This window comes from Streptomyces africanus (assembly GCF_030816955.1).
In the GTDB taxonomy this organism is placed as follows: Bacteria; Actinomycetota; Actinomycetes; order Streptomycetales; family Streptomycetaceae; genus Streptomyces; species Streptomyces africanus.
Genome location: NZ_JAUSYP010000001.1, coordinates 5094750 through 5108804, shown reverse-complemented (window position 1 = coordinate 5108804; position 14055 = coordinate 5094750). Strand labels below are relative to the sequence as shown.

The window sequence follows — 14055 nt, the reverse complement described above, 5'->3', positions numbered from 1 at the left end:
AGTGACCGCCGGGCGGTCAGACGGACGGGTTCTCGTTTGAGACCAGCGCCGCAGTGAAATACAGAGGCAGGCCGTCTTCGGGGTCCACAGGGACCTCCTGTGACGTCCAGCGGTTGAAGGCGATCGTCAGGTCCAGCACGACGGGTTCTTCGGGGTTGGAGTCGTCGATGCGGTATCCCGCCTCGGAGAACGCCTGGAGCAACTGACGAGCAGGAGTCCGGAAGACGTCGAATCCGCGCCACATGACACGCAGGTCTGAGTCTTCCTCCTCGGGAGCCGAGACGTCGACGGCGTTGACCGTTTTCTGGTCCTTGAGGATGACGACGACGTCGAAGTCGTCCCCCATGGCCTGAATCTGCACTGTCGGATTGTGATCGAACGGCCCCATCACGCGTACTTCACCCCAGGAAGCAGCAGCAGCGACGGCCTCCTCGAACGGCATCCCCATGGCCACCGGCGGAACGCCGTTCGGAGGGTCCAGGATGATTTCCATTGTCTTGCCTCACTTCAGCAGGTCGTAATTGATCGTCCAGCCGTTATCGGACAGCATCTTCTGCAGACCGGCGTTGTCCTTCAAGCTGGCGACCATATCGGCTATGTGCTGGTCATACTTCGTTCCGAAACGCGCTCGTATGTCGTCGATGTCCATCTTCATGGCCTCGTCGAACTTCCCCTGATCGATCAGATCACGCTGCGCGTTGCGCCATGGGGTGGCCGAGTATCCACGCGAGTCAGTGCTCGAGACGAGCCGGTGATCACGCCGCTCCATTCGAATGGCAGGACCCATATGGTCGGTCAGGCTGAGGTGGGCGTAAGCCGCCTTGGCGGGTATGTGGTTGATCTCATTGCCCTTACGCGCGGGCGAAAGCCTCCCGTACCAGCCACCAAGGTCTGTACAGACCAGACCGAAGGGGTCACTCCAGGTGAACGGATTGGGGACATAGGAATAGTTGTTGGGAGCCGCGTCCAGTCCGAGTGGGTCCGGTGATATGTATCGGGCGTTCTCCGCGTCGTAGTAGCGCCGGACGTTGTAATCCAACCCGGACTCGAGGTCGTGATACTGGCCGGGAAAGCCCAGCGGACACGCCGGTTCTTCTTCGGCGGTCTCGAACGGTACCCCCCAGACCGAGGTACAGCGCCTCCAGTGAACGCTTCCGTCACCATCGACGAGTTCGGTCGGTGTGCCGACCAGATCGGTGACGATGGCGTAGAACCTGGCGTCGATCTCCTCCTGGCCCTCCGCGCGCCCGTCGGACCCCGCGAACACCCGCTCGGTCTGCGCCAGTGGCCGATGCTCACCCGGCTGCCAGTGCCATGTGGTCGCCCTGGACGCGCCGTTGCCCTGCGGTTGGATCCGTTCCGCGAGGCGGGTCCCCTCCCAGGCGAAGTCGGTCTGCTCGATGACCGTACCGTCCTGCGCCAACAGTTGCTTGGCGATGCGGCGACCATGGGGGTCGTAGAGGTAGTGCCAGCGGCGGTCGTCAGGAGTGACGACATCGGTCAGGCGGTCGAAGGCATCCCAGCGGTACCGCCACGTCCGGGACCCGCCAGACAGCAGGCGCCGCGTGACGGACACGACTCGGCCTTGACCGTCGTATGCGTAACGGCTGCGCCCGCTGCGGCGCAGCAGCAGTCCCTCGTAGTCCCTGACCACGGAAGGCGCGCCTTCTTGGCCTCCCGGTTCGGGGACTCCTTGGCTGTTCGCGAGGTTGCCGACGGCGTCATACGCGTAGCGCTCCTGCCGGCGCGGAGAGTTCGCGGTGAGAACCCTGCCCTGGGTATCCAAGGTGACCCGGTGATTACCCTGGACGGTGTCGTCGTTGTCCGTCAGGAAGTTGTCGGGACGGTAGCCGTAGGTTCGCCTCCAGACCTCGACGGCCCTGCCTTGGCTGCCGGGAGTACGTCCAGTGGAGTACAGGATCTGACGTGTGGTCCGGCCGACGGCGTCCCACGACTGGCTGAGCAAGGCTCCCGCACCCAGCCTGCGTTCGGTCTCGCGACCCATGGGATCGTAGGCGAGCTGAACGCTGATGCCCTGGGTGTGCAGCGCTGTCAGCCGGTGGCCCGCGTCGTACTCCCATGCGGTCACGGCCCCCGAAGGGGTGCGGCGGCGTATTCGGCGCCCCATGAGGTCGTAGTCGAGTTCCAGCGACCGGCCGTTGCACGTCTCCCGGACAACTGCGCCGAGTCCGTCCCGCACGTAGCTGATGACGGCGTCCGGGCCTGCTGCCTCCACGAGGCGGCCGACCCGATCGTATCGATAGCGAATCACTCCGTCGTCCGTCGCCTGGCTTAGGAGGTTCCCGCGTGAGTCGAAGGCACAGACGAGCCGCTGCCCAGCGCCGTTGATCCGCTCGACAGGTTGCCCTGCCGCGTCGTACCCGTACGTCGTCTCGCTGCCGCTGAAATCACGTTCGCGCAGCAGACGGCCGGCCGCGTCATAGCTGTACGACCAAGTGTGGCCGAGGGCGTTGGTGACACCCGTGAGCCGAAGCTCCGTGTCGTAGGCGTACTCGATGCGTGATCCGTCCGGGCACGTCACGGCGACGGGGAGTCCGAAGGGCCCCTGCTCGTAGCGCGTGACGGTGCCTGCCGCGCTGGTGAAGGAGACTGGGTTGCCTGCCGCATCGTGATGCCAGAACTCGGCCGAGCCATCTGCCAGCCGGCGTTCCAGCAGCCTGCCCTCCGGCGTCCACGCGAGAGAGGTGACCGCCCCGTTGGCATCGATGATGCGGACCACCTGTCCCAGCGCGTTCCGTTCATAGCGTGTGGTGTGGCCGAGGGCATCGGTGATCGTGTGAGGAAGGCCGGCCGCGTCGTTGACAATCCGGTACGAAGCACCCAGTGGATCGGTGATCAGTGACCTTGCGCCCCTGTCGTCGTACGAGAAGCGCGTCGTGGCTCCGATCGGATTCACCATCCGTGACAGACGGCCCCGCTCGTCGTAGCTGTGTTGCCAGCGGGCACCGTCAGCTTCGACAAGGATGATGGGCCGACGCTCCTCGTCGTACTCGGCCCGCACGGTGGAGTTGTCGGGCAGGCGTACCTCGATGAGGTCGCCTCGGTCGTCGTAGGTGTAGCAGGTGGTGCGACCCAAGGGGTCGGTCTCGGACAGTAGTCGGTCGTACCTGTCCCACTCACGCACAGTCGTTACACCCAAGGGGTCGATCTCCCGGACCACTTGAAGGTGATCGTTCAGCTCGTACGTGGTCGAGTGCCCGAGCGAGTCGGTGTACACAGTCCGACCGGCCACGTTGTCGTACTGGAACGTACTGTTGAGCAGGCCATCCGGGCCGGTCGTCCGCAAGCAGCGGCCCTGGGCGTCGTATGTGTAGCGGAACACCGTACCGATGCGGTCTTCCCAGCCGCTGATGCGGTTCTCGTCGTCATAGAAGAGCTTCTCCGCGTGACCGGAGGCGTCACGGATGTGCGTGAGTCGCCCCTTCCCGTCATACCCGTATCGGCACAGCGTCGGAGTATCGGGCGCACTCGCAAGGGAGAACTTGGTGATCCGGCCCGACACGACGGAGACGTCGATGCGGTGCCCACCGCTGTGCGAGACATGCAGGGGGATGCCCTGCTCGTCGTAGGAAACTTCGATCGAGTTTCCGTGACGGTCTGTCATGGCGACGAGGGACAGTTCTGCCGGCCGGTGCGGGGTGACCTGAGCAAAGTGCAGTTCCTGGCCGATCTCCGGCTGATGGACAACCATTGGACTGGCCGCGGTACCGTCCCAGGAAAGCTCCCAGCGCGGCCCCTCGACCGGCATGACCGCCAAGTCACGTTCAGGAGCCGGATATTCGAGGACCATGCCGTCCTCGGTGACAAGACGGACGCCGAACTGTTCCAGAATCAACCGCTGGTCCAACGTCGAGGTCCATGAACGCCCGAACCAGCGGCCGGCGAGCTGATCCGTCACGTAGTGCCGCCTGAGAATCAACGGAAGCACACCCGGCAGGAAGACGTCGTCCTCGGACATGACCATCTCACCGGTCGCGACGTCGATCGGATCGTTCTTGCACGTGCGCTTCAACATGCTCAGGGCGCTCTTGCGCAGGTTACTGCCGAGCCCCTTGGCCATCCCCCTGAGGCCGACCTTGGCAAGGCCCTTCATGCCTTTGGCGAGGCCGCCGAGGGTGGTCAATCCCTTCATGCCCGGTATGCAATCCAACGCAGCAAATCCCACATCCCATAGGGACGCCTGGCCTTTGGAGTACTTATAGAGGGTGTCAGCGAGGACGACCGCTGCCGCGATCAGCACGATCGCGCCCAGGATCGGCCCACCGATGATCATCGCGACGATCCCGAGGACAGTCACGACGACTTTGCAGACCGCGACGATCGTGTCCCAGTTGTCGACGAACCAGTCGCCGACCTCCTCCCACCACGACCGGTTCTGAATGCCGGCGTCCGAGGCCTCGTCGATCTTCGACTTCGCCTCCCGCGCGGCCTCCTCACGCATCTTGCGCGCGTCCTCGGCCATCTTCTTCGCCGCGGCGAGAGCGTCCTGGGCATCGGACACGTCCGACTGCGCCTTGGACTGGGCCGACTTGGCGTGCTGCACATCCCGGGTCGCCGCCCGGACCTTGGCCTCGTCCGGCTTGTCCGCGTCGGACTTCCTGCCGGTCGGGTCGTCCTTGTACTTGTCCGCCTCCTTGCCGGCCCGCGTCACCCACGAGTCGGCCGAGGTGAGACGGGACTGGGCGGAGGAGAGGTTGTCCCGCGCCTCACGGCCCTTGACCAGAGCCTTGTCCGCCAGCGACTGCGCCCGCTCCAGCTTCGGCCAGAAGTCCGCCAGCGCGTCCCCGCACATCTCGTAGGACTTCTTCAGCTTCTTGAGGTTCTTCGGGACGTCGGCGAAGTCCTCCTTGAACACATCCGCCGACTTACCCGCCCACTCCAGGAGCGTGCCCTCCCCCGCCATGCCCTTGACCAGACGCAGCGCCTCGGAGACGTCATCGGCGAAGTCATGCAACTGCTTCGCAAGCGTGCGCACCCGCTGCGGATCACCAGGCGTCGGATCCTTGTCCAAGTCCAGGACATGCCAGTCCGCAGGCCTGTGCCCCGCCATACCGCAACCCCCGTCACGCGCACACCAACGCCAACAACCGTATGCACACGTGAACTTACAGGGCACAACCGTTCGACGAAAAGATCGGCTCGGGGTACGGTGCTGGTTGGTTCAGGGCGTTGGACATTGGGGGGCTGCCACATGGGCAACGGCAAGAGCGACCTCGCACTCCCGCTGACCGAGTTGGAGAGCTACGGGCGCCGGCTGCGTTCCATCAAGACCCGGCTGAATCACACCAAGAAGCTCTTCGAGTCCTACAAGGACGACATCGGTGACGGCAGCGTCAATGACGCGCTCGGGGATTTCGAGTCCAACTGGGAGGACGGGCGCGAGGACATCACGCAGCAGCTCGATGCGCTGGCGAGTATGTCCGATGCCGTCGTCCGTGAGTTCAAGAAGCTTGATGACGAGCTCGCCAAGCAGGTCAACGATGCCATGAAGACGGAGGACAAGCGGGGAGGGAAAGGCGGTAAAGGGGGCGGGGGTAAGTAAGGCCGTGACCCGCTGATGTGAAAAGGCCCCGGATGCGGAGATCCGGGGCCTTTCGTGTGCCTGGGGTCAGGAAGCGACCGCGGAGTTGAGGTGCAGGTCCGCCGCGATGCCCGCGGGCGAGACGGCGAGGCCCACGCCGCCGCCGACACCGGTGGTGACACCGGCGGCCGTCGTCTCGACGTAGAGACCGGCCGCGGCGCCGGCACCCGCGGTGCCGCCCGCCTGGCCGCCGGCGATGGTGTCCAGCTCGGCGTCGGACATGTGGGCGGTCTCGATCTGCGGGGTGAAGGCCATGGAAGGCGGTTCCCTTCGTTTCATTTATTCGAAGTGCTGGAGTGCGACCGATCAAAGCACGTCAGGGGAAGGGTCGGCCAGTCAGTGGTTATGGGGGTGAGACGGATTTCGGCACCCCAATTCATGGGTGTGACCATTCGGTCACTTCAATACCCGTCGTCTTCACAGGTTCTGCCACGTTGCGGTACCGGAGTGCAATGCACGGCGGGGTGAGTGAGGAGTGTTCGGCACCCGCCGTGGTTTCTCACGACCTCGCGGTGAACCGTGTGCAGATCCCTCGAATGTTCCGGATCACCGGGTCACCGGGTCACCGGTTCACCGACGGGCGGCCGGCGGCGGGCGGCCTCAGCCCACCTCGTTCTCCGCCACCGCCTGCCCGTGGACCACCACGTCGCCGCCGTAGAACATCCCCGTGAAGACCGGGGAGTAGGTGAGCTGCACCTCGACCTGCACCTGCTGGGCGTCCGCCGCCACGCAGTGGGTCCCTGCGATGTCCGCGCCCGTCATGTCCATCTCGCGGGCGAAGGTCTTCACGCGGGCGTTGCAGTTCTCGTAGTTGATCGGGGCGGGGCCGCCCTCGTTGTCGTAGAGGGCTTCGCGGTCGATGTCCTGGGCGGCGTAGCGGGCCGCCTGTTCCGCGATGTCGGCCGCCCGTTCCCGCTTGGAGATGGACAGGCCGCCGTCGATCACGAACGCGGAGAGGGAGAGGAAGACCAGCGCGAAGATGATGACCGCGCCGGCGCCGGAGCCCCGGTCGTCCAGGTGGGCGCGACGGGCCGCCCACCACGACCGACCGTAAGTCGGGAGGTGTCTCACGCCGACCTCCGGAACGGGTCGAGCGGGGAGCTGAAGCTCGCCGACAGCGTCGTCGGGACGTCGAGGCCGAGCATGGCGAGGCCCCGCACCTGGCAGCTCACCTCGACCGTGAAGATGGTGTCGGGCTCGAAGCCCTGGCTGGTCTGGACGACCGACACGGGGCCGGAGCAGACGTCCCCCAGGTTGGCCTCGGCGGCCTTCTTGGCCTCGGCCATGGCGGTGGCGTGGTTCTTCTGGATCGAGCCCGCGCGGGCCGCGTCCCGGGCCGCTCCGTCGAGCGCTCCGCGGCCGTCGACGAGCTGGCCGAAGGCCACCAGGACGAGGATGAACAGGATCATCACCGGGGCGAGGATCACGACCTCGATCGTGGACAGGCCCCGGTCGTCCGCCCGCCGGCTGTCCTTCCAGGAAACGGGAGGAGAGAGAGTCATCAGTTCTCCTCCTGTACGAAACGCTCCACCGGGCCGGCTGATTGCGCGTGCACCGTCAGGTCCAGGCCCGGGAACACCGTCGGCACGCGGGCCGCGATCTCCACACCGACCGTGTTCTGGTCCGGCTGGAGCATCTTCACGTCCGGCCCCAGCACCAGTTGCGGGCCCAGCTGCTGGATGTAGCTGTCCACCACGTCCCGGGCCTCGCCCCGCCAGGCGCCCGGCTGTTCGTCGGCCGTGGCGCGCGCCTTGCGCGCTCCCGCCTGGGCCGCCGCCTGGGCGACGTGGTCCGCGAAGAAGTACAGGGCGAACTGCACGGTCGCGAAGATCATGAAGAACAGCACGGGAGTGAGCAGCACGAACTCGATCGCGGTCATGCCGGAGTCACCGCGGGCGGCCGCCGCTCTCCGCGCGGCCCGCACCCTGCGGCGTATCCGTCTGCTCACGTCTGCCGGCATCCCCGTGAATCCCGTTGTCCGTACGACTACGACTGTCCCTGTGACTGTCCCTGCGACCGTCCCGGTGACGGATCAGCAGGTCTTGCCCGCGTCCGCGCCCTTGATGCAGTCGCCGACCTTGTTGGCGCCCTCGCTCAGCGCGGCGTTGATGATGGCGGCCACGACACCGACGATCGCCACGACGACCGCCGAGATGATGACCCACTCGACCGCGGAGGCACCGCGGTCCAGCTCGCCGCTGCGGGCGCGCTCGGTACGGGCCTGGAGGAAGGTGACCAGGAAGTCCACGGCCGGGATGCCCGTGTGGAAGTTGCGTCCGATCATGACGACTTGTCCTTTCGAAATCAGTTCCGGGAAGTTCTGGAGTTGTGAAGGTCGGCTCACTGCACCTGGAACACCCGCATCGCCGCCGGAAAGATCAGGAACACCAGGAACCCGGCGCACAGAAGCAGCTGCGCCACGAGCATCGACTGGGACTTCTCACCCGCGCTGCCCTCGATCTCGGCGAGCTCGCGGTGCCGCATGGTCTCGGCCCGGGACGCAAGGGACTCGCGCACCTTCGCACCGTCGTCCGCGACCAGGGCCAGGGAGGCGGAGAGGTCCTTGAGTTCCTCGACGCCGATCTCCTCGCCGAGCTGGCCGAGCGCCTGCCACTGGCTGAGGCCGGTGATGCGGGCGTCGGAGAGGGCGTTGCGGATGCGCTGGTTGGCCCAGCCGTCGGAGATCTCGGCCGCCGCCATCAGGGCCTCGGGCAGACCGCGTCCGCCGGCCAGGCTCATCGACACCAGGTCGAGGTACGCGCCGATCACGCGCCGCAGGTCGCGCCGCTTCTCGGCCGCGTCCCGCCGTACCTCCAGGTCGGGCAGGAAGAAGAAGATCACCGCGAAGAGCAGCGCCAGCCACACCGGGATGATCGGGCTGCGGCCGACGCCGAGCGTGTAGACGATGGCGAACAGGAACGGACCGAAGAACAGGCCCGCCACACCCAGCAGCACCTTCGTCGCCAGGAACTTCTCCCAGCTGCGGTCCAGGACCGCCAGGTCGGCGCGCAGCGAGCGCTGCTCCCAGCCCTGCTGGAGGTAGAACTCGGAGACCCGCAGGCCGACTTCGGCCCGCAGGGCGCCGAAGCGTCCCTTCTCCCGCTCGGTGCGCGCCGACTCGTACGCCGAGCCGCGGGCCCGCATCGCGTCGATCCGCGCGACCTGCGAGATCGGGCTGCGCTTGCTGGGCATGAGGGCGCGTACGAGGGCGTAGACGCCGAGGCCGATGACGGCGCCGACGACGAGCGGCATCGTGAGGTTCACCGGCGTGCCCCCTCTTCCTGCGGCAGCTGCTGCTGGGGCTGCTGCGACGGCGTCCTGGGACGCACGAACTGGACGGCTGCCTCGTCCCGGACCAGGAAGCGTTCGGGCGTCTCGATGGTGGACAGCTTGCGCAGCCACCAGAAGCCGAGCGCGAACAGGCCGCAGACACAGGCCAGGACGAGCTGGCCGACGGGCGTGCCGTACGGCTCCACGAAGTCACGGTTGAAGATCGACAGGCCGAGGACGAAGGCGATCGAGACCGCCACGACGATCTGCACGGACCGGCGGGTCGAGGCGCGCTGCGCCATCACCCGCTGCCGCATGTCCACTTCCTCGCGCGCCGACTTGGCCAGCGCGCCCAGCACCTGGCGCAGACCGGGTCCGCGCAGGCGGGCGTTGAGGATCAGGGCCGCGACGATGATGTCGGCGGAGGCGTCGTCGATCTCGTCGGCGAGGTGCTGGAGCGCCTCGGGCAGCGGGGTGCGGGCGCGCAGGCGGTCGACGAGGGCGTCGAGGTGGGGGCGCAGGACCGGGGCGGCGGCGCGGGCGGAGGCCGGGATGGCCTGCTCCAGGCCGACGGCGCCGGCGATGGTGTCGCGCAGGGACTCGGTCCAGGACGCCAGGGCCTCCACGCGGCGCATGGCGGCCCGCTCCTCACCGGCGCCGCCGAACAGGCGGTCCCAGAAGAAGACGAGGACACCGGCCGCGATACCCGCGACGGCCCAGCGGGTGAGGACGAGGACGACCAGGCCGACGATGGCGGCGAGCGAGCCGCGCTGGCCGGCGAACCGGATGAGTTCGCTCGCCCGCTGAGCGGCCTTCTGCTTCTCGTGGTCGGGCTTGGCGGGCAGTCCGCGTACGGCGACGAGGAGGAGGGCGAGGCCGCCGCCGACGGCGACGCCGCTTCCTATCGAGTACAGGACGGTGGTGGAGAACAGGCCGCCCATGGAGCCGAGCGAGCCGATTGCTGCGAGAGTCGTGTTCATCCCCGGCTCACCCCCAGGTCCCGGACGGCCGGTAGCCGTGTGCCATCAGTTCCTCCAGGCAGGCCAGTGGGGCGTGGGGCACGATCCGGCCGTCGGGGGCCTCCGCGAACACCTCGCTGGACAGGACGCGTCCGTCGACGCCGTTGACCTCGCGGACGGAGGTGACCATGCGCTGGAGGCGGCCGCCGTTGCCGAAGTCGTTGCGCCGCTGGATGAAGACGACGAAGTTCACCGCGCCCGCGATCAGCAACTGGCTGGCCTCGATGGGCAGCCGCTCGGAGGCCTGCAACGCGTAGGTGGAAATACGGTTGAAGACCTCGCTGGAGCTGTTGGCGTGGATCGTGGACAGCGAGCCGTCGTTGCCCTGGGACATCGCGTTGAGCATGGTGACGATCTCGTCGCCGAGGACCTCACCGACGATGACACGGGAGGGGTTCATACGCAGCGAGCGTCGTACCAGTTCCGCCATGGAGATGGCGCCCTGACCCTCGGAGTTGGGCAGCCGTTCCTCGAAGGCGACGACGTTGGGGTGCAGGTCGGGGAAGGTGTCGAGTCCGAGCTCCAAGGCCCGCTCGACGGTGATGAGGCGCTCGTGCGGCGGGATCTCGTTGGCGAGGGCGCGCAGGAGCGTGGTCTTACCGGCGTTGGTGGCGCCGGCGATCATGATGTTCTTGCGGGCGCGGACCGCGCAGGCCAGGAAGTGGGCGACCTCGGGGGTCAGCGTGCCGTTGCCGACGAGGTCCGAGATGAACACCTTGCCCATGCGCGCGCGGCGGATGGACAGCGCGGGGCGCCGGGCGACGTCCATGACGGCGGACAGACGCGAACCGTCGGGAAGACGCAGGTCGAGCTGCGGGTTGGCGGAGTCGAAGGGGCGGGAGGACAGGCCCGAGTAGGCGCCGAGGACCTGGATGAGCTCGATGAGCTCCTCGTCGGTCTCGGCGACGGGGTCGCCCTTCACCTCGCGCCCGTCGGCGTAGCCGACGAACACCTGGTCGCAGCCGTTGATGTCGATGTTCTCGACCTCGGGATTGTCCAGCAGCGGCTGGAGCCGGCCGACGCCGAACAGCGCCGCGTGCACCGCGGCCGCGTACTGCTCCTCGGTCTCGGCGTCCAGCGGCGTACGGCCCGCGTTGATCTCGGCGCGGGCGTACTCCTCCAGGATCTGGGCTATGACGGCACGGGCATACTGCCGTTCGTCCTCCGTGGACATCGGAGTGACGTTGTTGATCTGGTCCTGTCGGCGCTGTTCGGCGATGCGGTCGCCGGCGTCCTGGCGGAACCGCTTGACCAACTGGTGGTCGACAGCGGTCATGTGCCGGCCCCCGCGTGGCCCTGCATCTGGCCCGGGTGGTTGTGCTGGACGTGGTGGGCCTGCGGGACGTGGTGGGCCTGGTTCGCCTGCGCGGAGGCGGCCCAGGCGGCGCCGTACTGCTGGTGGAGGTCGGCGGCGACCTTGCGGGCCGAGCGGATCAGCAGCGACTTGTCGAGACGGCCGCGCCTGCGGCCGGCCAGCTGGTCGGCGCCGGCCGGGTCGTCGGCGATGGTGCCGACCACGCGGGCGCCGGTCTGGGCGTGCACGAGCATGTCGTTGACCTGCGAGGCGAGCTTGCCGGCGTTGCCGGTGTCGGCGATCAGGACGACGCCGATCACCGGGTTGGCGAGGCTCGCGGCACCGCGCGGTCCGCCGTGCAGCTTGCCGGCGAGCGCCGCGGCACGGTCACGTACCCGGGCGATCGCCTCCGGCTCGGTGCGGGAGAGCAGCAGTACGAGGGAGGCGTGCGGGAACAGCTCGACGGCGGGGGTGTCCCCGCTGATGCGTCCGCAGTCGGCGATGACGTCGGCGGCGGCGTTCGGGGAGTCGGCGAGGGAGGCGAAGGCGTGCCCGAGGGTGGGCCACAGCCCCGCGAGCCCGGCGGCCTGCTCGGCGATGCCGAGCCCGACGAGCACTTCCAGTCCCCCGCTGAGCGGCTGTACGTGGTCCCAGAGCTGGTCCGGTACGAGTCCGCGGCGCGCGGTGGCGGCGATGGACAGCATGCCGGTGTTGGGGTTGAGCGGTCCGCCGTGCGCGGCGGCACTGCGGTAGACGAGGTCACCGCCCGCCGGGTCCGTCTCGGCGAGCAGGACGCGCCGCGGCCAGACCGCCGCGAGGGCGACGGCCGCGGTGGTGACGCCGGGGGAACCCTTGTCGGCGGCGAGAGCGATGAGCGCCATGGGTCGGGTGCCGCCTTCTAGTTGCCGGGGACGTGCACGATGGCGACCTCGTTCGCGGCCGCCGCCGAGGCGAGCGCGGCCGCGTCGGCCTGGTCGACGAGGAGGGTGAGCGAGAGGTTGCCCGTGCTCACGGTGGCGTCGGTGTCGTCCTTGATGGTGTTCACGCGCGCGTTGTCGACGAGGGCGCCGCCGGAGGACGAGGTGCCGCTCGAGCCGGTGCTGTCGTCGGAGTTGTTCGAGCTGGAGCCGGTGGTGCCGACGCGGTAGGCGGAGACGACGTCTCCGGCCTTGATGTCCGACGGGTACTGGCCCTCCTTGAGGGCGAGGCCGACGGAGGCCTTGCCGGCGGGCAGGCTCGCCGTCTTGGCGAACATCTCGCCGACCGCGAGGGTGCCCGGGTAGATCGTGGACTTGGCCTTGTACGTCTGGATGGTGGCCAGCTGCGACCACTCGACGTAGTGGATGTTCTCGTCCTTGGCGACCATGACGGAGGTCACGTCGCTCTTCTTGAGGGACTCCCCGGCCTGGACCTGGCTCGTCACCTTGACGACCTCGATCCGGTCACCGGCCTGGAGCACGAGCATCGTCGCGCCCAGCGCACCCACCAGGATGAGCAGCACGGCGAGCGCCGCCAGTGCCGGTTTGCGCTCGCGAGGTGGTGTGGGAAGCCGGTCACCGACCGACGGCTGAGCCGGAGCGGCGGAACGACCGGCGCCCGCCCCCGTACGCTCTTGGATCTTCACGCAACCGCTCCCCGTACACCCAAGAATATGTCTGTCAATTTGCCTTCAAACGTGGACACTTCACCCGCGCCTCCCCGCACGGAGAAGTGCGGGACGGGCCGGACGTACCCGCCCGACCTGGGCGAATAGCCAGCACTGGGGGTGAGTGTCAAGCCATCGCACCGTATCAGCCCCACATAAGCCCCTCAAGGCGCGTCCGGCCTCTCGGGCCCCAGGGTGCGGGCCGTTATCCATCTGCAACTTCAGGGCTGGACAAACCCGTTGATGGCGGCGTGTGGACAGGCCATTCGCTGTGCGGCAGCGAATGCACCACGGGTGGACGAGCGTCCGGCGACCGAGGCCTTCGTTACTTACCGGCCATGAGTTCCACACCATTCACTCACGTGACACCGGAGCCACCGTGTCATGATCTTCGCTTTGCCCCCCCGAGGAGTGCCCCATGAAGCGAGCCGCGCTCGCCGTCTCGACCCTGTCCCTGCTGTCCCTCACCGCGTGCGGCGGCAGCGCCGACTCGGACTCGGCGACCGGGGAACCCCGGCCTGCCGCGACCCGCGCGAAGCAGGTGACCCCGGCCGAGCGACTCGCGAAGCTCGTGATCACGAAGGCGGACGTGCCGGGGCTGGACGTGAAGGCCACTTCCAGGGACGAGGGGGACGACAAGTACGTCTTCGCCAAGTCCCCGGAGGACGTCACGGTCGACCAGCCGGCCTGCGCCCCGCCGGCCTACGCCCTGAACCAGCTGCCCCTCGGCGAGCCACAGGGCGACCTGACCCGCTTTGTCCCGCAGGGCAGCAAGTACACGTACATCACGCTCACGACGTACGCACCCGGCAAGGCCGAATCCGCGTTCGCCGGGCTGGCCAAGGGCGTCGACGCGTGCGGCGGTGGCTTCACGGCGAAGGCGAACGGCTCGACGACGTACGACTCCGTCACCGCCGAGGAGCCGGTGGCGAAGGCCGGTGACGAGTCACTCGCTTTCCGCGCCACGACGACCTTCCAGGGCATCACCCACACCCTGCACGCCCAGGCCGTCCGCAAGGGCGATGTCGTCGCCGTCTACGTCTCCGTGGACGGCATGGCCATGGTCCAGGACAGGCCGGGCGACGCGAAGCTCCCGGCGACGGTGGTGAAGGCCCAGAACCAGAAGCTGGGCTGAACAGCGGGGTGCCGGATGCGCGACCGGCGATCTGTAGCACTCGCGAAGCCCCCAGTAGAGTGCGGCCCGGACAGCGATCGGACCGCGGGG

The 14055-nt window shown here is 67.9% G+C and carries 14 protein-coding genes; 2 read left to right on the top strand and 12 right to left on the bottom strand.

Annotation, left to right across the window (positions count from 1 at the left end; translation table 11 throughout):
- Positions 1-16: 16 nt before the first annotated feature.
- Together QF034_RS23800 and QF034_RS23795 are read right to left on the bottom strand one after the other, a co-directional pair.
- Positions 17-493 (bottom strand): hypothetical protein, encoded by a 477-nt coding sequence (locus QF034_RS23800; RefSeq protein ID WP_086562524.1) that lies wholly within the window; start codon positions 491-493, stop codon positions 17-19.
- Between the two features lie 9 nt (positions 494-502).
- Positions 503-5032: a DUF6531 domain-containing protein gene (locus tag QF034_RS23795; protein ID WP_307176863.1), complete on the bottom strand. Its 4530-nt coding sequence runs from the start codon at positions 5030-5032 to the stop codon at positions 503-505.
- Between the two features lie 180 nt (positions 5033-5212).
- Between QF034_RS23795 and QF034_RS23790 the strand changes: the two genes are divergently transcribed.
- Positions 5213-5563, top strand: a complete 351-nt coding sequence (locus QF034_RS23790) for a hypothetical protein (RefSeq protein WP_307176862.1) — start codon at positions 5213-5215, stop codon at positions 5561-5563.
- Positions 5564-5629: 66 nt separating this feature from the next.
- Here QF034_RS23790 and QF034_RS23785 read toward each other — a convergent pair whose 3' ends face one another.
- From QF034_RS23785 to QF034_RS23740, 10 genes are all read right to left on the bottom strand, one after another.
- The gene (locus QF034_RS23785) at positions 5630-5857 is read right to left on the bottom strand and encodes a hypothetical protein (protein ID WP_307176861.1); all 228 of its coding nucleotides are present in this window, start codon (positions 5855-5857) and stop codon (positions 5630-5632) included.
- A 345-nt stretch (positions 5858-6202) separates the two neighbouring features.
- The gene (locus QF034_RS23780; RefSeq protein WP_307176860.1) at positions 6203-6673 is read right to left on the bottom strand and encodes a TadE/TadG family type IV pilus assembly protein; all 471 of its coding nucleotides are present in this window, start codon (positions 6671-6673) and stop codon (positions 6203-6205) included.
- Positions 6670-7104, bottom strand: coding sequence for a TadE/TadG family type IV pilus assembly protein (locus QF034_RS23775; RefSeq protein ID WP_307176859.1), 435 nt, complete (start codon positions 7102-7104; stop codon positions 6670-6672). Before QF034_RS23775 ends, QF034_RS23780 begins: the two co-directional genes overlap by 4 nt.
- Positions 7104-7562 carry a TadE family protein gene (locus tag QF034_RS23770; protein ID WP_307176858.1) on the bottom strand — a complete coding sequence of 153 codons (459 nt, stop codon included), beginning with the start codon at positions 7560-7562 and terminating at the stop codon, positions 7104-7106. The genes QF034_RS23775 and QF034_RS23770 overlap by 1 nt, the downstream gene beginning before the upstream one ends.
- Before the next feature lie 72 nt (positions 7563-7634).
- The gene (locus tag QF034_RS23765; protein ID WP_020272654.1) at positions 7635-7886 is read right to left on the bottom strand and encodes a hypothetical protein; all 252 of its coding nucleotides are present in this window, start codon (positions 7884-7886) and stop codon (positions 7635-7637) included.
- Between the two features lie 56 nt (positions 7887-7942).
- On the bottom strand, positions 7943-8866 hold the full coding sequence (locus tag QF034_RS23760) for a type II secretion system F family protein (RefSeq protein ID WP_306964861.1): 924 nt from the start codon (positions 8864-8866) through the stop codon (positions 7943-7945).
- A complete protein-coding gene (locus QF034_RS23755; RefSeq protein ID WP_307179959.1) occupies positions 8863-9813 on the bottom strand; it encodes a type II secretion system F family protein in 951 nt (316 codons plus the stop codon). The genes QF034_RS23760 and QF034_RS23755 overlap by 4 nt, the downstream gene beginning before the upstream one ends.
- A gap of 46 nt (positions 9814-9859) precedes the next feature.
- Complete coding sequence (locus QF034_RS23750; RefSeq protein ID WP_086841629.1) at positions 9860-11167, bottom strand: TadA family conjugal transfer-associated ATPase; 1308 nt, start codon at positions 11165-11167, stop codon at positions 9860-9862.
- Positions 11164-12066, bottom strand: coding sequence for a hypothetical protein (locus tag QF034_RS23745; RefSeq protein ID WP_307176857.1), 903 nt, complete (start codon positions 12064-12066; stop codon positions 11164-11166). Before QF034_RS23745 ends, QF034_RS23750 begins: the two co-directional genes overlap by 4 nt.
- Before the next feature lie 17 nt (positions 12067-12083).
- Positions 12084-12809, bottom strand: a complete 726-nt coding sequence (locus QF034_RS23740; RefSeq protein WP_307176856.1) for a hypothetical protein — start codon at positions 12807-12809, stop codon at positions 12084-12086.
- A gap of 439 nt (positions 12810-13248) precedes the next feature.
- On the opposite strand from QF034_RS23740, the gene QF034_RS23735 reads away from it, so the two are divergent.
- Entirely contained in the window at positions 13249-13965 is a 717-nt protein-coding gene (locus QF034_RS23735; protein ID WP_307176855.1) for a hypothetical protein, read from the top strand.
- The last annotated feature ends 90 nt before the right edge of the window (positions 13966-14055 follow it).